This window comes from Nevskia sp. (assembly GCF_023266035.1).
Lineage (GTDB): Bacteria > Pseudomonadota > Gammaproteobacteria > Nevskiales > Nevskiaceae > Nevskia.
The window spans coordinates 13,298-34,160 of the sequence record NZ_JAHFRY010000032.1 but is presented as its reverse complement, the minus strand read 5'-3'; the positions used below and the strand labels follow the sequence as shown (position 1 = coordinate 34,160).

Annotated in this window: 19 protein-coding genes; 12 read left to right on the top strand and 7 right to left on the bottom strand. The window is 64.7% G+C overall.

What is annotated here, in order from left to right:
• On the bottom strand, positions 1-894 hold the full coding sequence (locus Q0D45_RS06875; RefSeq protein ID WP_293390381.1) for a LysR family transcriptional regulator: 894 nt from the start codon (positions 892-894) through the stop codon (positions 1-3).
• A gap of 135 nt (positions 895-1,029) precedes the next feature.
• Between Q0D45_RS06875 and Q0D45_RS06870 the strand changes: the two genes are divergently transcribed.
• Complete coding sequence (locus Q0D45_RS06870) at positions 1,030-1,473, top strand: hypothetical protein (protein WP_293390378.1); 444 nt, start codon at positions 1,030-1,032, stop codon at positions 1,471-1,473.
• Between the two features lie 106 nt (positions 1,474-1,579).
• Positions 1,580-2,368 (top strand): SDR family oxidoreductase, encoded by a 789-nt coding sequence (locus Q0D45_RS06865; protein ID WP_293390375.1) that lies wholly within the window; start codon positions 1,580-1,582, stop codon positions 2,366-2,368.
• Between the two features lie 7 nt (positions 2,369-2,375).
• Here Q0D45_RS06865 and Q0D45_RS06860 read toward each other — a convergent pair whose 3' ends face one another.
• Genes Q0D45_RS06860 through Q0D45_RS06845 form a run of 4 tightly spaced genes read right to left on the bottom strand, consistent with a single transcriptional unit; the run spans position 2,376 to position 7,561 of the window.
• On the bottom strand, positions 2,376-4,235 hold the full coding sequence (locus tag Q0D45_RS06860) for a DUF885 family protein (RefSeq protein WP_293390372.1): 1,860 nt from the start codon (positions 4,233-4,235) through the stop codon (positions 2,376-2,378).
• A gap of 54 nt (positions 4,236-4,289) precedes the next feature.
• Positions 4,290-5,636: a sigma-54 dependent transcriptional regulator gene (locus Q0D45_RS06855; protein WP_293390369.1), complete on the bottom strand. Its 1,347-nt coding sequence runs from the start codon at positions 5,634-5,636 to the stop codon at positions 4,290-4,292.
• Entirely contained in the window at positions 5,633-7,315 is a 1,683-nt protein-coding gene (locus Q0D45_RS06850) for an ATP-binding protein (RefSeq protein ID WP_293390366.1), read from the bottom strand. The genes Q0D45_RS06855 and Q0D45_RS06850 overlap by 4 nt, the downstream gene beginning before the upstream one ends.
• Before the next feature lie 33 nt (positions 7,316-7,348).
• Positions 7,349-7,561 (bottom strand): hypothetical protein, encoded by a 213-nt coding sequence (locus Q0D45_RS06845; protein WP_293390363.1) that lies wholly within the window; start codon positions 7,559-7,561, stop codon positions 7,349-7,351.
• 172 nt (positions 7,562-7,733) lie between these two features.
• On the opposite strand from Q0D45_RS06845, the gene sucC reads away from it, so the two are divergent.
• The 3 genes from sucC to Q0D45_RS06830 all read left to right on the top strand — a co-directional run bounded on the left by sucC (position 7,734) and on the right by Q0D45_RS06830 (position 11,549).
• The gene (sucC, locus tag Q0D45_RS06840) at positions 7,734-8,897 is read left to right on the top strand and encodes an ADP-forming succinate--CoA ligase subunit beta (RefSeq protein ID WP_293390360.1); all 1,164 of its coding nucleotides are present in this window, start codon (positions 7,734-7,736) and stop codon (positions 8,895-8,897) included.
• Between the two features lie 23 nt (positions 8,898-8,920).
• Positions 8,921-9,790, top strand: coding sequence for a succinate--CoA ligase subunit alpha (gene sucD, locus Q0D45_RS06835; protein WP_293390357.1), 870 nt, complete (start codon positions 8,921-8,923; stop codon positions 9,788-9,790).
• Positions 9,791-9,896: 106 nt separating this feature from the next.
• A complete protein-coding gene (locus Q0D45_RS06830) occupies positions 9,897-11,549 on the top strand; it encodes an NAD+ synthase (RefSeq protein ID WP_293390354.1) in 1,653 nt (550 codons plus the stop codon).
• A 69-nt stretch (positions 11,550-11,618) separates the two neighbouring features.
• Here the strand turns inward: Q0D45_RS06830 and Q0D45_RS06825 are convergent, their stop codons facing one another.
• A complete protein-coding gene (locus tag Q0D45_RS06825; RefSeq protein WP_293390305.1) occupies positions 11,619-13,181 on the bottom strand; it encodes an outer membrane protein assembly factor BamD in 1,563 nt (520 codons plus the stop codon).
• Positions 13,182-13,265: 84 nt separating this feature from the next.
• Here Q0D45_RS06825 and rluD point away from each other — a divergent pair, with 84 nt between their 5' ends.
• A complete protein-coding gene (rluD, locus tag Q0D45_RS06820) occupies positions 13,266-14,213 on the top strand; it encodes a 23S rRNA pseudouridine(1911/1915/1917) synthase RluD (protein ID WP_293390302.1) in 948 nt (315 codons plus the stop codon).
• A 13-nt stretch (positions 14,214-14,226) separates the two neighbouring features.
• Positions 14,227-14,970 (top strand): peptidoglycan editing factor PgeF, encoded by a 744-nt coding sequence (gene pgeF, locus Q0D45_RS06815; protein ID WP_293390300.1) that lies wholly within the window; start codon positions 14,227-14,229, stop codon positions 14,968-14,970.
• On the opposite strand, the gene Q0D45_RS06810 is transcribed toward pgeF, so the two are convergent.
• A complete protein-coding gene (locus Q0D45_RS06810; protein ID WP_293390298.1) occupies positions 14,971-15,810 on the bottom strand; it encodes a symmetrical bis(5'-nucleosyl)-tetraphosphatase in 840 nt (279 codons plus the stop codon). It lies immediately after the preceding gene.
• A 163-nt stretch (positions 15,811-15,973) separates the two neighbouring features.
• Here Q0D45_RS06810 and Q0D45_RS06805 point away from each other — a divergent pair, with 163 nt between their 5' ends.
• The 5 genes from Q0D45_RS06805 (at position 15,974) to Q0D45_RS06785 (ending at position 20,851) form a co-directional block, all read left to right on the top strand.
• Positions 15,974-16,153, top strand: coding sequence for a Flp family type IVb pilin (locus tag Q0D45_RS06805; RefSeq protein WP_293390295.1), 180 nt, complete (start codon positions 15,974-15,976; stop codon positions 16,151-16,153).
• Between the two features lie 413 nt (positions 16,154-16,566).
• A complete protein-coding gene (locus Q0D45_RS06800; RefSeq protein ID WP_293390292.1) occupies positions 16,567-17,034 on the top strand; it encodes a TadE family protein in 468 nt (155 codons plus the stop codon).
• Between the two features lie 96 nt (positions 17,035-17,130).
• The gene (cpaB, locus tag Q0D45_RS06795) at positions 17,131-18,129 is read left to right on the top strand and encodes a Flp pilus assembly protein CpaB (RefSeq protein WP_293390289.1); all 999 of its coding nucleotides are present in this window, start codon (positions 17,131-17,133) and stop codon (positions 18,127-18,129) included.
• Positions 18,130-18,215: 86 nt separating this feature from the next.
• Positions 18,216-19,610, top strand: a complete 1,395-nt coding sequence (locus Q0D45_RS06790) for a type II and III secretion system protein family protein (protein WP_293390286.1) — start codon at positions 18,216-18,218, stop codon at positions 19,608-19,610.
• A 50-nt stretch (positions 19,611-19,660) separates the two neighbouring features.
• Positions 19,661-20,851 (top strand): hypothetical protein, encoded by a 1,191-nt coding sequence (locus Q0D45_RS06785; RefSeq protein WP_293390283.1) that lies wholly within the window; start codon positions 19,661-19,663, stop codon positions 20,849-20,851.
• The last annotated feature ends 12 nt before the right edge of the window (positions 20,852-20,863 follow it).

The following is a 20,863-nucleotide window of genomic DNA, read 5'->3' as shown; positions in this document are numbered from 1 at the left end:
TCAGATCGCTGCGACGCTGCCCATCACCGTTTCATCGAGCGCCGCCAAGCGCGTGCCGAAGAACTGCAGGAAGGCGCGGACGCGGGCGCTCTTGCGCAGGTCCGGATGGGTCAGCACCCAGAAATCGAAGCCGGAGTCGTTTTCAGTGTCGGGCAGGCGTTCGAGTTCGGGATCGTCGAAGCAGGCGAACCAGGGCAGCGCAGCACAACCAAGGTGGGAGGCGACCGCCAGCCGCAGCGGCGCGAAGCTGTCGTAGCGCAGGCGGACTCTGGGCTCCGGCACGTTCGCGGCCAGCCATTTGGCCTGCTGCACGCGCAGCATCGGGCCCTCGAAGCCGAGCCAGTCGTAGTCGGCGAGCGGCCGGCCACGGCCAACCCGGTCGAGATAGGTCTTCGAGGCATAGGACGCGAACACGATCCGGCCGGCCCGGCGGCCGACCAGATGCTCGGGCGGATGCGCGGTGCCGCGGATCACCACGTCGGCCTCGCGCTTGGACAGGTCGGCGATCTGGTTGGTCGAGGCGATGTCCAGGGTCAGGCCGGGATAGGTATCGCGGAACTCTGCCAGCCAGCGCGGCAGCAGATGCAGGGCCACGGCTTCGCTGGTGCTGAGCCGGATGTGGCCTTCCAGGCGCACGTCGGTGCCCTTGATCCGGCCTTCGACGGCGAGCGCCTCGCGCTCCATCTTTTCCGCCGCTTCGGCCAGGGCCTCGCCAGCCGGTGTCAGCCGGTAGCCGGCACGCAGGCGTTCGAACAGCCGCACTTCCAGCGCCAGTTCCAGGGTTTCGAGGCGGCGATAGACGCTCGATGGATTGACCGCCAGCAGCCGCGCCGCGCCATTCAGGCCGCCGGCGCGGGAAATGGCCAGCACATAGCGCAGATCGTCCCAGTTCATGACGGCAGCCTGAGGCTTATCTTGCAAAATTGCAAAAATAGAATTCGTAAATGACGTCTTCTATTGCGATCAGGCAAAGAGCAAAGTGCGCTCCATGAAACGCCAGCAAGCCGGCGTTGAAACAGGAGCAGATCGATGAACAGCAACAGCCAGAACATCAGTACCCAGAACCTTCCCCGTACCAATATCGTGGCCGTTACCGGCCTGCCGCGTCCGCTGCTGGCGGCCATGTTTCGTCGCGCCGGCCTGTTCGGCCGTGATTCCGCGCTGACCGTGGTCGAGCAGGCCGTGGTTCAGAGCCGCTTGCCGGCAGTGCCGAATCTGGCTGCGCCGAGCGCGCCGTCGATACTCGGCACCCGCCTGAAGATGCTGGCTGATTACGTTGACGCGGTGGTTGCCGAACGTGATGCCAGTGCCGAGCGGGCTCGCCTGGCTCGCGAGGGCTACAGCGAGGCGGCGATCGGCGAAGCGGCGATCACCGTCGACAACGTTCGCACCGTGTTCGGCCTGTTCCCGGTCGCCGCCGGTGCGGTGCCAGCGAAGATCGCCGAAGCACGCAGCTACGCGCGCGCTGCGTAAGCGATCAAGCAGTTCCTCCTCGCGCGGCACGCTCGCCGCGCTACCCTTCGGCGCGGCCCCGGACAAACTCCGGCGCCGCGCCTTTTCTTTTACGGATTGGAAACTCATGAAACTAGGACTCGAAAGCAGCACCGCGCTGGTCACGGCATCCAGTGGCGGCATCGGCCTGGAGATCGCCCGCACGCTGGCGGCCGAAGGCGCAACCGTGATCGTCAATGGCCGCAGCGACAAGGCCGTGGCCCAGGCGATCGCCAGCATCCGTGCAACAAATCCTGATGCGAAGCTGATCGCGCTGGCCGCCGACAACGGCACTGCCGAAGGCTGTGAAGCAACGATCAAGCAGTTGCCCGAGGTCGACATCCTGGTCAACAACCTCGGCATCTACGAGGCGGTCGGCTTCTTCGAGGAAAGCGATGCCGACTGGCAGCGCCTGTTCGAGGTCAACGTGATGAGCGGCGTGCGCCTGGCGCGTCACTATCTGCGCGGCATGCTGGCGCGGGGGGATGGCCGGGTGGTGTTCATCTCCAGCGAATCGGGCGTCAGCCCGGCGCCGGAGATGGCCCACTACAGCGCGACCAAGACCATGCAGCTCGGCATCTCGCGGGCGCTGGCCGAGCTGACCAAGGGCACGCGGGTGACGGTCAACTCGGTGTTGCCGGGGCCGACGCGCACCGAGAGCGTCGAGAAATTCATGGCCGATCTGTTTCCTGGCCTGGGCGCGGACGAGATCGGCAAGCGCTTCATCGCCGAGAACCGGCCGACCTCGCTGATCGGCCGGCTGATCGATCCCAGCGAGATCGCCGATGTCGTCGCCTTCGTCTGCAGCGCACGCGCCGCGATCATCAATGGCGCGGCGATCCGCGCTGAAGGCGGCCTGGTCCGCAGCGTCTTCTGAGCTTGGCCTAGGGCGTGCCGCGCAGCCTGACGATCACGCCGCCGTCCTGCTGCTCGATCCAGGCATCGACGTTCCGCTCGAGGATGTCCAGCGGCACGGCGCCGGAGCCGAGCACCACGTCGTGGAAGCCGCGGATATCGAACTTCGAGCCTAGTGCCGCCGTTGCGCGAGCGCGCAGTTCCTTGATCTTCAGCTCGCCGATCTTGTAGGCCAGCGCCTGGCCCGGCCAGGCGATGTAGCGATCGATCTCGTTGGTGATATCGAGCTCGGCGCGCGGCGTGTTGGCCTTGAAGAAGTCGATCGCCTGCTGGCGGCTCCAGCCCTTGGCGTGCATGCCGGTGTCGACGACCAGGCGTACGGCGCGCCACATCTCGTAGGTGAGCTGGCCGAATTTCGAGTACGGGTCCTTATACAGGCCGATCTCCGGGCCGAGGCTTTCCGCGTACAGGCCCCAGCCTTCGACGAACGCAGTGAACGAGATCTGGCTGCGGAACGCCGGCAGCGTGCCGCCAGCATCGCTGACCAGTTCCTGTTGCAGCGAGATCTGCAGATGATGGCCGGGCACTGCTTCGTGGGCGGTCAGCGCTTCCTGCTCCCACTTCGGCCGCGAGCCGGGCTTGTAGAGATTCGCGTAGAAATTGCCGGCGCGGGTGCCATCGGCGGCGCCCGGCTGGTAGTAGGCGGTGTGGGTGTCCGGGGCGCTGGCCTCGGGCACGGCGCGCACGCCGTAAGGCAGGCGCGGCAGCTTGCCGAACAACTTGGGCAGTTCCGGATCGATGCGCTTGGCGATATCGCGATAAGCGCTCAGCAAGGTCGCGCCATCTCGGTAGAAGAACTTCGGATCGGTGCGCAGATAGGTGAAAAAGGCTTTCAGGTTGCCCTGGTAGCCGACCTGCTTGCGGATCGCTTCCATCTCGCCGCGGATGCGCGTGACTTCGCGCTGGCCGATATCGTGAATCTCGTCCGGCGTCAGATTGGTGGTGGTGCTGGTGCGCGCCGCGAAGGCATAGGCGTCACGGCCTTCGGGCAATTCCGAGGCGCCGACCGAATCACGACACTTCGGCAGGTATTCCTTCGCCACCACGTCCTTCAGCCGCTGCCAGGCGGGCAGGGCGCTGTCGCGGATCGCGGCCTTTGCGGCGTCGGCCAGCCGGGCGCGCTGGTCTTCCGGCACGCTCGCAGCGAACTTCAGGAACGGCGTGTACAGCGGGCTGGCTTCGGGCTTCTTGACCAGCTGCCGGTCGATCTGCGGCGGCACCCGCTTCATGATCACCTTTGGCACGGTGCGGCCTTCGGCGAGGCCCATGCGCAGCAGGACGATGCTCTGATCGACGGCAGCGTCGATGCCACGGATGCGGCGGATCCAGTTCTCGTAATCGAGCACGGTTTCGAACTGCAGCGCTTCGGCGAGCTGGTCGGAAGTCTGCACGCCGCCGAGATGGTTGATCGGCTGCAGATGGCCGCGATAGCGGTAGGCCTCGATGTCGCGCTCGAGCTGCTGACGGTAGAGATCGAAGTTCAGCTGCGCGGCTGGCGTCAGGCGCTCGCGATCGATCTCCAGCAGCTTCAGCAGCGCCCCAGCGTCGGCGAGATGGCGTGCCTCGATCGCATCCAGGCTCATGTCGGTCCAGCGATCGTCGTAGCGATGGTCGCCGGTCAGCGAGGCTTCCTCGGGGTGATCGACCAGCCAACGCTGCCATTCGCTGGCCAGCAGTGCCGTCAGCCGCTGGGCTGGATCGCCCTTGGCCGGCGCCGAAAGTGCCAGCACGCCCGGCGGCACGGGCTCGGCGTCCGGCTTCGCGGACTTGCCGGCACAGCCGGACAGCAGGACCAGCGCGGCGATCGATGAACAGTAGAAAGCTTTCAACGAATTCCCCAATGAATGTGATGGGTCAATGAAGCAAGAAGTGGTGCCGCCGCGTCACTCGATGTTCAGCTTCTTGATCCGGTAGCGCAGTGACCGGAAGCTCATGCCGAGCAGGGCCGCGGCGCGGGTCTTGTTGTAGCGCGCCGTGGCCAGCGCTTCGACGATCGCGCGGCGCTCGATGTCTTCCATCTGGCCTTCGAGATCGTTGCCGACGGCGCTCTGCGCGGCAACTGGCGCAGCGGCTGCGCGGGTCACGCAATCGCCCCGCAGCTGCAGATCGCAAGCCAGGATCGAACTGCCGTCGCTGAGCGTGACGGCGCGCTCGAGAACGTTTTCCAGCTCGCGGACATTGCCCGGGAACGGGTGCTCGCAGAGACGGGCGAGGGCGGCGGCATCGAGCGTCGGCGTCGTCGCCAGGCCATTGCTTCGAGCCAGCTTGACCAGGATCGCCTGGGTCAGCAGCGGGATGTCGTCGCGGCGCTCGCGCAGGGACGGCGTGCGTACCTCGATGACATTGAGCCGGTAATAGAGATCCTGGCGGAAAGTGCCGAGTGCCAGCAGCTGGCTCAGGTCCTTGTGGGTCGCCGAGATCACCCGGACGTTGACCGCCACTTCGGTATCGCCGCCGACCGGCCTCACCGCCCGCTCCTGCAATGCGCGCAGCAGCTTCACCTGCATGTGCAGCGGCAGATCGCCGACTTCATCGAGGAACAAGGTGCCGCCTTCCGCCGCCTGGAACAGGCCGGCCTTGTCACGCGTGGCGCCGGTGAAGCTGCCTTTCAGATGGCCGAAGAATTCGCTTTCCATCAGCTCGGCCGGAATCGCCCCGCAGTTCACCGGCACGAACGGCGCATCGGCGCGCGGGCTACGCGTGTGGATGAGCCGGGCGACCAGTTCCTTGCCGGTGCCGGATTCGCCGGTGATGTGCACCGGCGCCTGGCTGCGCGCCAGGCGATCGATCAGCGCCCGCAGCGCTTCGATCACCGGGGTGTTGCCGAGCAGACCGCCGTCGCCTGAGGTGCTCTCGCGCTTCAGCTTCAGTGCGGTGTCGACCAGCTTGCGCAACTGGGTCAGATCGATGGGCTTGGAGACAAAATCGAAAGCCCCGGCCTTCAGGCTTTCGACGGCCGCCTGGGCGCTGCCGTAGGCGGTGATCACCGCGACCGGCAGGCCCGGATGCTTCTTCTGGATATGGCTGACCAGCTCGATGCCGTTGCCGTCGGGCAGGCGCATGTCGGTCAAGCACAACTCGAAACTGTGCTCGGCCAGCAGCGCACGCGCTTCGCGTACGGTGCCGGCGGCGCGAGTGCCTAAGCCCATGCGCAGCAAGGTGATTTCGAGCAGTTCGCGGATGTCGGCTTCATCGTCGACGATCAAGGCTTGTGCGGGGGCTTTGCTCATGAACGAGTCGGGACGGGAGTAAGCGGTGCTTCGCTGGCCGCGAACACGAGGCGGAACTGGGTTCCTCGAGTTCCTGGGCTACGTGGCACATGCGATAGACGTGCTTGATTGTATTCACATATTTCCCGAGACAAATACAGTCCCAGGCCGGTGCCGCGACGGGCGGTGGTAAAGAACGGTTCGAACAGTTGCTCGCGTACTTCGGCCGGGATACCGCGACCGTCGTCGATGATGTCCAGATAGGGCCGCTGGCCCGGGCTGAGACGGCCGGCGCTGAGGCGCACGTTGATCGCGACCGTTTCGGCGTTATCGGCCCCTTCTCCGGTTTCCAGTGCGCCGTGCTCGAAGCTGTTCTGCCAGAGGTTGTGCAGCACCTGCTGCAACTGGTCCGGGTCGAAGCGCACGCTGAGGTGCTCCGGAATCGAGTCGATGCGAATCGCCCGCGCACCATCCGGGCAGCCTTCGGCCCAGGTCGCGATGCAGCGTTCGAGAAAGCTGCGCAGCAGCAGGTTCTGCGGCACGGCGGCATCGCGACGCGACAGGCGCAGCACGTCTTCGACGATCTTGTCGATGCGCACTGTGTGGCGCTGGATCATGTCGAGCAGGCGCCGATCCTGCTCGGGCAGCGCCGGTGATTCGGCCAGCAACTGGCCGGCGTGGCGGATCGCCGACAGCGGATTCCTGATCTCGTGAGCGATGCCGGCCGACAGGCGCCCGAGCGCGGCCAGCTTCAGTTGCTGCGCCTGTTCGCGCACCCGGGCCGCATCTTCGAGCAGCACCAGCACCGGCGCCCAGGCGTTCTGGCCCAGGCGGGTGAAGCGCGGCAGCAGATCGGCGCCGCCGGGGCTCAGGGCGATGGGTTCGGGATCGAGGTTCGGCGCTTCCTGCCAGCGGTACAGCGCCTGAGCAAGGATCGGCGCGGCGCTGATCAGCGACTGGCCGTCGATGCTCTGGCTGCTATCGGAATCGCCATCGGAACGGGCGAGCAAACGCCGGCTGGCAGCGTTTTGCAGGCGCAGACGGCGTTCTTCATCGATCACCAGCACCGCCGTGTCCATGCTTTCGACGATCCGCTCGTTGATCCGCGACAGGCTGGCCAGATCGCTGCCGAAACGTGCCGCCAGCGCTTCGCTCTTGCGCGCCCGCGCGGCCACCGCGCCGGCACCGAGCGAGGTGACGAACAGCATCAGGCCGATCAGCCCGGCGTTGGTCAGATCCGCACCTTCGATGCGGTTCATCGACTGGCGCAGGAATTCCGCTCCGAACACCGCGAAGGTGGCGAGTGCTGCGTGCAGCAGGCCCAGGCGCAGCGGCAGCACCAGGCTGCAGCCAACGGCAGGCGTGATCAACAGCACGCCGAGGCCGGATGACGCGCCATGCGCGGCATACATCAGCAGCAGGATCGCCAGCGCATCGACGAAGAACGCCAGATGCGCCTGCATGCCGCTCGATGGAAAGCGCTGATAGGTGGCGATCAGCAGCAACAGCGCCGGCAGTGCGTAGGCGGCGACGATGCGGAAGAAATTGCTCGGCTCCGAGTGATCGAAGAACCAGGCGCTGAGTTCTAGGAAATGGACGGCCAGCAGCAGCGCGATCAGAGCCAGCCGATAGACGGCCAGCGTTCTGAGGATCCGCCAGTCCTCGGGATCGACGAAGGGATCGCGAACCAGGCTGGCCATGGTTCCGGTCGCAGCCTCAGCGCTGCGTGACGATCACGGCCGCTGCTCGCAGGCTCCGCAACGCTGGCTGGGCGACAGCGTGTTCGACGGCAGATAGGTGCCACAGCCCGTGCAACGCGCCATCGGTTCGAAGCGTTCCGGCGGCGGCGCGTTGCGCTGACGGTTCTGCAACTGCCAGCGGACATAGCTGCGGTAGAGCAGAGCGCCTACGGCGACCAGCAGCAATACCCGGATGAGTAGGGACATGAACACGCCTTAACAATGAACTGACAAGAGCACGAGTGTAGCGGTGCAAATGCTTTGCCTGCATCGAATGATTCAGGGAGAATGCTGGCCGCAGCCGTCCGGCTGTATCAATTCCGCACAGGCGCCCGGCGCAGATTGTGACCGGGGCCATTGCAATCCTTTTGGGGGAAGCATGAACCTGCACGAGTATCAGGCGAAGGAAGTATTTGCGCGCTACGGCATTCCGGTACCACAGGGTGGTCTGGCCACCAGTCCGGAACAGGCCCGCGCCGTCGCCAAGCAGCTCGGCACGGAAAAGGTCGTGGTCAAGGCGCAGGTGCACGCAGGCGGTCGCGGCAAGGTCGGCGGCGTGAAGCTGGTCAGCGGTGCCGATGCCGCTGAAGAAGCAGCGAAGGGCATGCTCGGCAAGATGCTGGTCACCAAGCAGACCGATGCCAAGGGTTTGCCGGTGAATTCGGTCTGGGTCGAAAAGCCTTCCAACATCGTCCGCGAGCTGTACGTGTCGGCGCTCGTCGACCGCACCAGCGAATGCGTGATCCTGATGGCCTCCGCTGCCGGCGGCATGGACATCGAGGAAGTTGCCGAGCACACCCCGGAAAAGATCAAGACCGTCACCGTCAATCCGGCTGCCGGCTTCCAGGCGTACCAGGCGCGTGAACTCGGCTTCTTCATGGACCTGAGCAAGGATCAGGTCGACCAGTTCACCAAGATCATGGCCGGCGTCTACAAGATCGTCACCGAATGCGATGCCAGCATGGTCGAGATCAATCCGCTGATCGTCACCGCCGAAGGCAATGTCTTCGCGCTCGACGCCAAGATGAATTTCGACGACAACGCGCTGTTCCGCCAGAAGAGCATCGCCGAGATGCGCGACGGCTCGCAGGAAGACGAGCGCGAGCGTGCCGCTGCCAAGTTCGATCTGAACTACGTGACTCTGGAAGGCGACATCGGCTGCATGGTCAACGGCGCCGGTCTGGCGATGGCGACCATGGACATCGTGAAATTGCACGGCGGCCAGCCGGCGAACTTTCTCGACGTCGGCGGCGGTACCACGGCGGAGAAGGTGACCGAAGCCTTCAAGCTGATCACCGCCAGCCCGGAAGTGAAGGCGATCTTCATCAACATCTTCGGCGGCATCGTCCGCTGCGATCTGATCGCCGAAGGCATCATCGCCGCGGTCAAGCAGGTTGGTCTGAAGATTCCGGTGATTGCGCGCCTGCAGGGCACCAACATGGAAAAGGGCCAGGCGCTGCTGCGCGAATCCGGCCTCGCCATCACGCCGATTTCCGATCTCACCGAAGCGGCCAAGGCCGTTGTCGCTGCCAGCAAGGCCTAGAACCAGGGATTAATGAGACTGCAATGAGCATCCTGATCAACAAAGACACCAAGGTCATCTGCCAGGGCTTCACCGGCAAGCAGGGCACCTTCCATTCCGAACAGGCGATCGCCTACGGCACCAAGATGGTCGGCGGCGTATCGCCAGGCAAGGGCGGCAGCAGCCACCTGTCGCTGCCGGTATTCAACACCGCCCATGACGCCGTGCGCGCCACCGGCGCCGACGCGACGATGATCTACGTGCCGGCCCCCGGCGCGGCTGATGCGATCCTCGAAGCGGCCGATGCCGGCATCAAGGTCATCATCTGCATCACCGAAGGCATTCCAGTGATCGACATGGTCAAGGTCAAGGCCGCGCTGAAGGCCTATCCGGACGCCGTGCTGATCGGTCCGAACTGCCCCGGCGTGATCACGCCTGGCCAGTGCAAGATCGGCATCATGCCGGGCCACATCCACAAGCCGGGCCGTATCGGCATCGTCTCCCGTTCGGGCACGCTGACCTACGAAACCGTGCACCAGACCACCCAGAACGGCCTCGGCCAGTCGACCTGCGTCGGCATCGGTGGCGATCCGGTTCGCGGCCTCGGCTTCATCGACGTGCTGAAGCGCTTCGAAGCCGATCCGGACACCGACGGCATGATCATGGTCGGCGAAATCGGTGGTTCTTCGGAAGAAGAAGCGGCGGCCTACATCAAGCAGTACGTCAAGAAGCCGGTGGTGGCCTACATCGCCGGTGTCACCGCTCCGGCCGGCAAGCGCATGGGCCATGCCGGCGCGATCATCGCCGGCGGCAAGGGCACGGCGGACGAGAAGTTCGCGGCGCTCGAAGCGGCCGGCGTCAAGACGGTTCGCTCGCCGGCGGACCTCGGTGCGGCGATGAAGTCGCTGCTCTGATCGCTGTCCAGCAACTGAAGTAACCGGGAAGGGCGCGATTCGTCGCGCCCTTTCTCGTTTATCGTGCCGGTATCGTGTCGGCCCCGATTGTGGAAACGAAATTCTGATGAACAAGCCGCTGGTCCTCGCTGCCGCCCAGCTGAACCTCTGGGTCGGCGACATCGACGGCAATGTCGCCAAGATCATTGCGGCGGCCACCAAGGCTCGCGATGAATTTGGCGCCCAGCTGGTCGCCACACCGGAGCTGTCGCTGCTCGGCTATCCGCCCGATGACCTGCTGCTGCGCACCGCGCTGCCGCAGGCAATCGCTGTCGGGCTGGAGCAGGTTGCGGCCGCCTCGAACGGCATTCACATCGTCGTCGGCCATCCGGAGTTCGTCGACGATGCCGGCGGCCGTCGCACCTACAACGCGGCCTCGGTCTATCGTGACGGCCGGCTGGTCGCCCGAGCCCGCAAGCAATTGCTGCCGAACTACGGCGTGTTCGACGAACGCCGCCATTTCACGCAGGGCGCGCCGAGCGCGACGGTGTTCAAGCTCGATGGCCTGACCATAGGCCTGTGCATCTGCGAAGACATCTGGGGCCCGGGCCCAACGGCGCGGGCGAAGGCCGCCGGTGCCGAACTGCTGCTCAACATCAATGCCTCGCCGTACAACATCGGCAAGCCGGACGAGCGTCGCGTGGTGCTGCGTCAGCGCCTAGCCGAGCAGGATCTGCCGATCGTCTACGTCAACTGCGCAGGTGGCCAGGACGAACTGGTGTTCGACGGTGATTCGCTGGCGATCGACGTCAACGGCTCGCTGGGCTTCGAAGCGCCGCTGTTCGATGAAGGCGTTTTCCCGCTGAACGTCACTCGCCAAGACGGCGCGCTGACATTCAGTGGCGAGCGGCGGGCGGCGTCATCGAGCGTCGCGCAGGTCTATCGCGCGCTGGTGCAGGCGACGCGTGACTACGTCAATCGCAACGGTTTTCCCGGCGTGCTGCTGGGTTTGTCCGGCGGGATCGACTCGGCGCTGGTCGCGACGATCGCCGCCGATGCCCTGGGCGCCGATCGGGTCTGGGCGGTGTCGCTGCCATCGCGCTACACGATGGACATGTCCAATGACGATGCGCGGCTCGAAGCCGAGGCGCTCGGCATCCGCTATTCGGTGCTGCCGATCGAACGGCCGTTCGAGGCGTTCACCGAGACTCTGGCGCCGATCTTCGGCGACCGGCCGATCGATCTTGCCGAGGAAAACATGCAGTCGCGCTCGCGCGGCGTGCTGCTGATGGCGCTATCGAACAAGTTCGGGCCGGTGGTGCTGACCACCGGCAACAAGAGCGAGATGGCGGTCGGCTATTCGACCTTGTACGGCGATATGTTCGGCGGTTTCGCGCCGATCAAGGATGCCTACAAGGGCCTGGTCTACGAGCTGTCGCGCTATCGCAACACGCTGGCGCCGGCAGGCAAGCCGGTGATTCCCGAGCGGGTCATCGAGCGTCCGCCCAGTGCTGAACTGCGGCCGGACCAGAAGGATTCGGATTCGCTGCCGCCTTACGAGGTGCTCGATCCGATCCTCGAAGCCTATGTCGAGCGCAGCCTGTCGATCCCCGAGATCGTCGCGATGGGCTTTGATGAAGCGACCGTGCGCCGCGTTGCCGGGCTGGTGCGCCGTTCCGAATACAAGCGCCGCCAGGCACCGCCAGGGCCGAAGATCACGCCCTGTGCGTTCGGACGCGAACGGCGCTACCCGATCACTGCGGTCTACGGCGACCGCTGAACTGCGAGCACGAAAAAGGGCGCGGCTTTCGCTGCGCCCTGATGGTCCATCGGCTGCCGATCGCTGGGCTTAAGGCGTGGCTGGAGGGGCGGCAGATTGCGGCTCGGTCGTCGTGTTGCCGTTGACCGTAACCGGCTGGCTGCTGCCGTCTGGCGCTTCGTAATCCATCTTCAGCCGGGTCTTGCTGTCGCTGGGCGCCGCTTCACCCGTGGTTGCCGGCGCATCCTTCGCCGCCGCTTCACCGGTCTTGCTGCCGCCGATCGTGTAGGTCTTGTTCAGGAAGTCGAACAGACCGCCTTTTTCCTTCTGCGCCTCGGGCGCCGGTGCAGCTGCAGGCGCAGCAGCCTCGACCTTCGGCGCCGTCTCGGTGGCGGGTTGGGCGGCCGGCTTGGCGGCGTCTCCATCGCTGAACAAAGGTGGCAGATTGACGACCGCTGGTTCGCCCACGTAAGGGCCAGTGGTCAGCGACGCGGCATCCGGCTGATTGGCCGACGACGGGTTGGCGGGCTCAGCCCGAGTGCCCACTGCAGGCGCTGTGGCAGTTCCCGCGGCTGCTGCATCGGCCGGTTTCGCCTCCTTGCTGTCGATCGTGTAGGTCTTGTTCAGCGATTCGAAGTAGCCGCCGATTCTTTCGAAAAGACCTTTTGGAGCTTCGCTGCTCAGTGCCGCCGGGCTTGCAGCCGCGTCCGGCTGCACTGCGGCTGGCGCTGCCGACGGCTGATCGGTAGGCAGGACGATGACGGTACGCGGACCCGGCTTCGGCGGCGGCGCGCTGGCCTGGGCGATCGACTCGGCATTGCTGGCGATCAGCAGGTCGAGATCGGCCACTTGTGGCGTCAGGCCCAGTTTTTCATAGCTCAGCTTCAGCAGCTTCAGCGCTTCGACTGTCGCGGGGGCGCCTGGGTATTCGGCAATCAGATTCTCGGCGCGCTTCGATACCGCCACCCAAGCCTGGCGCTTGACGTAGTAGCGGACGATCGACAGCTCATGCGCGGCCACCCGGTTGCGCAGATAGATCATCCGCTTGCGGGCATCACCAGCGTAGGGGCTGCTGGGATAGCGCTGCAGCAAGACGGCGAAATCGTCATAGGCGCGGCGTTCGCCGGTGACGTCCTTCTTGCTCGAGTCGATCGGCAGGTAATCGCTGAGCGCCTGCGTGCGGCTCGAATTGATCAGACCCTTCAAGTACTGGACGTAATCGGCGTGGACGTGGTGCGGATGTTCGCGGATGAAGCGATCCGCGGCGAGCAGCGCTTCGTCCGGCGCGAAGCTGCGATACTGGACGAAGATCTTCTCGAGCTCGGCCTGAGTCGAATACTCGGTGAACGGGTAGCGGGCAATCAGCTGCGTGTAGCGGGTGGTTGCGGTCTCGTAATCGGAGGCCACCATCGCTTCATGCGCGCGCCGGTAGAACAGCGCCGCTTCGGCTTTCAGCGCCTCTTCGGTCTGCGGCGTGGCGCCGGCGGGGCTGACTTCCGAGCCAGGCCGGAACGGATTGTCCGGGCGATCGGCTTTTTCGCCTTTCGAGGCGCAGCCAGTCGCGAGGGCCGCCAGTGAGGCGAGGCAGATAATGCGCAGTGCGCGCGTTGCGGACGGGCCGCGGGAAGAACGATCGATCATTACGCGGAGCATCAGCACGTTGAGTCAAAAAATGAGTATAGCCGATGGCTGTCAGCCCTCGTCGGGGCACCAACTCTGGTGTCGGGTGACGAGATCATGAGCCAGGTGGAGCAGGCGCAGGTACCCGATTTCCTGCACGGGCAGCGCTTGGACGCCGTGGCCGCGCGGTTGTTCCCGGCCTGGTCTCGGGGCCGGCTGAAAACCTGGATCGAAAGCGGGGCGCTGATCATCAACGGCGCGCCGGCCGAGAAGGCACGCCAGCCGGTGGCCATGGGCGACGTGCTCGACCTGACGGTCGACGAACAGCCGCTGGCCGGCAATGACCGGCCGCAGGCGATCCCGCTCGAAGTGGTTTACGAAGACAACGACATCGCGGTGATCAACAAGCCGCCGGGCCTCACCGTGCACCCGGGCGCCGGTCAGTCCGATTCGACGATGCAGAACGCGCTTTTGCATCGCTTCCCGAAAACCGAGTTGCTGCCGCGCGCCGGGCTCGTGCATCGGCTCGACAAGGACACCAGTGGCCTGCTGATCGTCGGCCTGACCCTGGTCGCCTATACGCGGCTGGTGGCGGACATGGCGGCGCGCGACATCCGCCGCGAGTACGACGCGCTGGTCAACGGCGCCGTCACCGCTGGTGGCACGGTCGATCAGCCGATCGGCCGCGATCCGCGCAATCGCCTGAAGATGGCCGTGGTCGAGGATGGTCGCCCGGCGGTCACCCACTATCGGGTGCAGGAACGCTTCGCCAATCACACCCTGCTGCGCGTGCGGCTGGAAACCGGCCGCACCCACCAGATTCGCGTGCACATGGCGCAGATCCTTCATCCGATCGTCGGCGATGCCGTCTACGGCGGCCGTATCACCCGCGGCCGCAACATCGAGGAGACGCTACGTCTGGCGCTGAATGGTTTCCCGCGCCAGGCGCTGCATGCGCGCAACCTGCAGCTGGAGCATCCAATCAGCGGCGAGGAGATGGAATTCTCGGCCGAAGCGCCGCCGGACATGCTGCGCCTGCTCGATCGCCTGCGCGCTGCTCCCTGAGCGCCCCTGAACGATGGCGCCGCTCATCCCCAACTGGCCGGCACCGGCGGCGATCCGCGCCGCGTTCACGACGCGCGAGGGCGGCGTCAGCAACGGGCCTTACGCCGGCCTGAATCTGGGCCGCAACTGCGGGGACGATCCGGCCGCTGTCGTCGAAAATCGCCGCCTGCTCGCCGAGCATCTGGGCCTGCCGTCGGCGCCGGAATGGTTGCGTCAGGTACACGGCACGCGGGTGCTGAGCCTGCCGCATCAGCAGCTGGAGCCGGAAGCCGATGGCGTTTTCACCTCACAGGCGGACGTCGTCTGTGCGGTGCAATCGGCCGACTGTCTCGCCGTGCTGTTCTGCGATCGGGATGCCAGCGTCGTCGCCGCTGCGCATGCCGGCTGGCGCGGTCTCTGCGCTGGCGTGCTCGAAAGCACTGTTGCTGCGCTACCGGTCGCGCCGGAGCGGCTGATGGCCTGGATCGGGCCGGCAATCGGCCCGGAGGCTTTCGAGGTGGGCGCTGAAGTTCGTGAGGCGTTCGTTGCCTTCGATCCGGTAGCGGCATCCTGCTTCCGGCCGGGTGTTCAGCCGGATAAATACTTCGGCGATCTGTTCGCGCTGGCACGCCAGCGGCTGACGCGAGCTGGCGTCACCCAGATCTACGGTGGTGGCATCAGCACCCATGCCGATCCGGCGCGTTTTTATTCGTTCCGGCGCGATGGCGTCTGCGGGCGGATGGCGGCGCTGATCTGGATCGAAGGCCGGACTTCTTGATCAATCCTGCTCGGCGCCTGGGCGCCTGTGTTCATCGCAAGGAATGCTGAACAAGGCCGCATCGTCGAGACGCAGCGCACTGAGCCGGCCGCCCCAGAGGCAGCCGGTGTCGAGTCCCCAGACCTGATGTTCCGGCCAATGCACCTGGCCCAACGTTGACCAGTGGCCAAACAGGATCGGCGTGCCGGCACTTTTCCGGCCGGGCACCGCGAACCAGGGCAGCAAGCCGGCAGGCTGACTGCCCGGCGTGCCCTTCGGTTCGGTAGCGATCCGGCCTTGCGGCGTGCAGTAGCGCAGGCGGGTGAAACAGTTGATGACGAAACGCAGGTATGGCCAGCCTTTGAGGTCGGTCTGCCAGAGGTCCGGCTGATCGCCATACATGTGGCTCAGCAAGGCTTCGTGATTCGGGCCGCGCAATACCGCTTCGACGGCGCGCGCGTGGCGCGCTGCCTCGCTGATCGTCCACTGTGGCGGCAGGCCGGCGTGCAGTAACTGCCAGGAACTGCCCGAAGCGCCATGCATCAGCGGGCAATGGCGCAACCAGTGCAGCAGTTCGTCGCGATCGGGTGCGTCGAGAATGTCGTCCAGCGTGTCGCGCCGGCCACGCTTGCCACCGGCGGCGACGGCGAGCAGATGAAGGTCATGGTTGCCGAGCACGCTGACGGCGCTGTCACCGAGCGCGATTACCGTGCGCAGGGTTTCGGCGGATTGCGGCCCGCGGTTGACCAAGTCACCCGCGAACCAGAGCTGATCGCTGGCCGGATCGAAGCGCACGTGGTCGAGCAAGCGCTTCAGCGCATCGCAACAGCCTTGAAGGTCCCCAATTGCGTAAATCGCCACGGCGGCTTCAGTTTTTGCAGAAAGTGCCGATCACCATAACCGATGAGCGGTAGTAGTTGCGGGAGCCAGCAGCTTTGACGCTCCTCGGTGCCTGGCCTATCGTCTGTTCACGGGTTTCAAGCACCCGAACCGCCCCCGAAACCTGACTGATGGAGTAATACCGATGATCAAGCGAATCCAGAATTTTCTCCGTGATGACGAAGGTGCCAGCGCTGTCGAGTACGGCCTGATTGTTGGTTTGATTGCAATCGGCATCGTCGCTACCTTGCTGTTGATTGGCCCCCAGCTCAATACTTTGTTCACAAAAACAAATACTGCGCTCACCAACGCCAATGCCCGTTAAGAGCTTGCCCGAGCTTTCCTGAATTTTCCCGACACCGAAGGCTCGCTCACGGTGCCGTGGTTGGCAGATTTGGGCATCCGTCTGCGCTGGATCGATCTTCCGGTGTAGCCGGATGCCCAGTTTGTTTCAAAGTGTCGTCACAGAGTGCCGTTCTTGTTGGCTTTCCGGTGAATGTCGAAGCAGGCTGCCCAGAAATCGCCATGGGTTCTCCGCCGCCATTCAACTGCATTGCCAGCGGTATCGATCGGTCTTTTGCTGGAAAGCTTCGATGTGAAAAAATTTGGCTACTGCCGAGGTTTGAAGCGGAACAGCCAGGATTATTGAGATATCGTTGCTACGTCACCTGCTGAGCCCAAGCGTTCGCGTCCGCAAGTCCGTCCAGTTGTCCTCATGCTGTTCTGGAACACCCGATCATGGCCCGTCATCGTTCGCTGAACCGGTTGCCACGCCGCATCACTGGCGCATCGGCGATCGAGTTTGCGTTGGTGTTCCCGCTGTTGTTCGCGATCATCTACGGCACGGTGACCTACGGCTACGTCTATTTCCTGCAGCAGCGGATCAATTTTATTGCCCAAGAAGCGCTGCGAGCGGCCATTGCAGTAGCGCCAAGGAGCAGCGATGCCGCCTACTTCGCCGCGATCAATGCGGCGGTTGCTGAATCCGTTATCAGCAATTTCACCTTGGCAAACGCTGCGGTGCCTTCAGCGCTGACGTATCTGGTTGCTCCGGTCGACGTCGCGACCAACACTCTGCGCATTTTGGTGACCTACAACCTGACGACGCCCACCCTGTTTCCGCAGATGGTGCTGCCGATGGGCATCGGCTCGATTCCGCCGTTGCCGGCGGCATTGCAGGCGACGGCAGCAGGTCGTTTGTCCTGATCTATGAACTGAGCCGGTAACGGCCTCAAGTAACAGCGATGCATCATTAAGCTGCCGGCAAAAAGCGGCTGATAATCAATAGGGAGCGGCACACGCATGAACAACAGCAACGCGATTCGGATCGTCGCGATCGTGCTCGGATTGCTGGCCATCATCCTGGCCATTGTCGGCTGGCGGATGAGCCGCAGCTTTGCCGAAAGTGCCTCGAAGGCCCAGGAGCAGCAGTCGGTTGCGACTGCGCCGGCAGTGCCACAGATCCTGGTCGTGATTGCCACCCGGCCGCTGGCAGCCAACGTGCCGATCGACCGCGATGCGATCGTGCTGGCGCCGGTCACGATTGCGCCGACCGAGTACTTCGCCAATGTCGACGACGCCATCGGCCGCACGCCGCTGATCGATATCGATGCCGGTGCGCCGGTGGTGCCGCGCTTCTTCAAGGACGCCAACATGATTGCCCGCGGGGTGCCGGATGGTTTCCGCGCGCTGTCGCTGAAGGTTGACGATGTGGTCGGCGTCGGCGGCTTCGTCCGCCCTGGCGATACCGTCGACGTGCTGGTCTACATCAAATCGGTGACCAGCACGCCGACTGGCGAAAAGTTCGGCCCGGACAAGACCGAAGACATTCCGACCCAGGCCCGCGTGTTGATTCGTGATATCCGCGTGCTGTCGTACGAGGATCATCTGGTCGAGCCGCCGAAGGGCCTGCCCGAAGAAAAGGACAAGCAGGCTCAGGCTCGCCGCGAGCGCACCGCCGTGCTGGCGATTCCCGAACCTCAGGTCACCAAGGTACTGCTCGGTTCCAGCTACGGCGAACTTCGGCTCGCTCTGCATGGCACGCCGGCAACGACTGCTGCCGCAGCCGATACCGACGCACCAGCGATCAGTGCTGTCAGTGAGACCGCCAGCAGCCTGCCGCTGAGCCCGGAAGCGAAGGCCAAGGCGGATGCCGAAGCCGAACTGGCTGCGGCACAGATCATCACCGCCACCGAACTGACCCAGCTGATTGCCAAGGGCAAGAAGAAGGCCGTGCGCAGTGAGGGGCCGCCGCGCATCGAGATCTATCGCGGTTCGGACCTCAAGACGGTGTCGCCATGAGCCGCGCTTCGCAGCTGATCGCCGAACTCCACACTTTTGACTCGGCCGCGTCCCGGTCGCCGCTCGCAGCTCGCACAGGAACTGGCATGCGCTTCTCGATCACTCGGCAGCTGTCTCGAAGCTTCGCCGTCGCCGCACTCGTGGTAGTGGTCACCGCGCAGCTGCCGCTTCCGGTTCATGCGCAAGCCGTGGCGATGGCCAAGGCCGAAACGGTGCTGGTCGAGCCGGGTACGCACAAGCTGGTGCGCGCCAAGGGATCGGTCACCCGGGTGGCGATCGGTGATCCGAAAGTTGCCGATGTCAATGTCGTCAATGGCCGCGAGCTGTTGATCAATGGCAAGCTCGGCGGCACCACCAGCCTGCTGGTCTGGACGCGTGGCGCCAAAGGCGTTTCCGAGCCGACCGAGTACCGTATCGCCGTGGCCGCACCGGCCAGCAGCGATCCCGCGCTTTCGAAGCTGACCGTGCAGCCGAACGGCGCTTTGGACGGCTCGGTGCCGAATCTGCTGGCGCATCGCAAGGCCAGCCAGACGTCGGCGCCGCGTGACAAGGATGCCCCGCCGCCGGTCGATCGCAGCCTGGTCGGCGGCGAGACCCAGGTGATGAGTCAGGTCCGTATCGTCGAGGTCAACCGTCGCTCGCTGCAGCAGTACGGAATCAATCTGTTCAAACTCGGCGCCAATAGCGCGGCCGGCATCGGCATTCCGAGTTCGCTGGCAGGAGCTCCGTTGTCGGGCGCTGGCTCCGGCCTCGTCGGTGCCTTCGCCGGCGCCACCGGCTTTCTGCCGATCGGCGATGCCTTCAACATCGTGTTCGGCAACAACGGTTACACCGGTATTCTCAGCGTGCTGGAACGCAAGGGCCTGGCCCGCACCCTGGCCGAACCGAGCCTGACCGCGCTCAGCGGCCAGACCGCCAGCTTTCTCGCCGGTGGCGAGTTTCCGTATCCGGTGCCGCAGGGCGGCGGTGCCAACGGCAGCGGTTCGATCACCGTGCAGTTTCGCGAGTTCGGTGTGCGTCTCAACCTGACGCCGACCGTGCTGTCGAACAGCCGCATCGCGATCAAGGTGGCGCCGGAAGTCAGTGATCTCGATTTCACCAATGCGGTGACCATCGGCGGCACCACGATTCCGGGCATCGTCATTCGCCGCACCGACACCACGGTGGAACTGGGTGATGGCGAAACCTTCGTGCTCAGCGGCCTGGTCAGCAACAACCTGTCGACCAATGTCGACAAGGTGCCGTGGCTGGGTGACATCCCGGTGCTGGGCGCGTTCTTCCGCACCACCAATATCACCCGCAACGAGAAGGAGCTGATCATGGTGATCACGCCGCACCTGGTGCGTCCGATCGCCAAGGGCGCGGCTTTGCCGCCGCTGCCGGGTGCTTCGACCGATCGCTATCGTCCGAACTTCGCCGAAACGATGTTCCTGGAATCCGGTGATTTCGGCCAGAGCGCCGATACCGGTTACAGCAAGTAGTTCCGCCGCCCACCGAAGAAGATCCGAACGACCGTGAAGATGTGCTGCGCATGAAGACGAAAGTACTGGTCGTCGCCGACGATCCGGAATTCGCATCCTGGCTGCAGGATGCCGAGGACGCCAATCTCGACGTCATCGCGATCCGCGGCCTGGTACCGACGGAACTGCTGGCCAGTGTCGAAGCGCAGGGTCGTTATGGTCTGGTGTTCTGCGAGTTCACGCCGGCCAACGCGATGATGCGCGCGAGCTTCGTCGAACAGTTTCTAGAGCGTCACTGGCAGGTTCCGGTGGTCGGCCTCGGTGCCAGCGAAGATGCCGAATGCATGCTCGCTGCGATGCGCGCCGGCGCCCGTGACTACTTGGTGCGCGGCCGGGATGACGCCAAGCTTGGGCCGCAGATCGGCCGCCTGCTGAAGCGCACGGCCACGGCATCGGCCGCCGTGCCGACCAAGGCCGGGCAGATTTTCCTGACCTTGTCCGGCCACCCGCATGAGTCGATCGCGTTCTTCGCCGAGCATCTGGCGCTGGCGCTGATCGAGCGCATCAATCCGGGCGAGAAAGTGTTGCTGGTCGATCTCGCCACACCGTCCGGTGCGGCAGCGATCTTCCTGAACCTGAATCCGACCTACAACGTGCTCGATGCAGTCAATGATGCGCATCGCTGCGATCAGACCTTGATCGATACCGCGTTCCCCAAGCACGCCAGCGGCCTCTACGTGCTCAGCCTGCCCGAGGATCTGCTCGGCCGGGCCAGCTTCGATGCTGATCAGTTGCTGAAGCTGATGCAGGTGCTGCGTGGCCTGTTCACTTACATGGTGGTGGCCGTCGATGGCCACGCCCCGATCACGGCACTGTCCGGTCTGGTCAACATGGCTGATCGCAGCCTGCTGCTGTCTGATCAGTCGATCCTGAAATCGCGCCACAACAAGTATCTGCTGCGCGCCTTGCGTGCCCAGGACTGCTCGCTGGATCGCACCGCGCTGGTGGTCGACAACTATCGTCGGCGCCTGGGTCTGGAACCACGCAATCTCGCCGAACTGTTCGAGTTGCCGCTGCTCAGTTCCTTGCAGACCGAAAGCTTCAACCGCCTGCTGTCGATGAATTCCGGCGAACCGCTGTACACGCTGGCCAAGAAGGATCCTTACTGCGCCGGCATGCAGGAACTGGCGGGTCTGCTGATGTCCGGCGACATGAAGGCCGTGGCGGCGCCGCAAGGCTTTCTTGATCGGCTGCTCCGGTAACCGGTGCCGGCC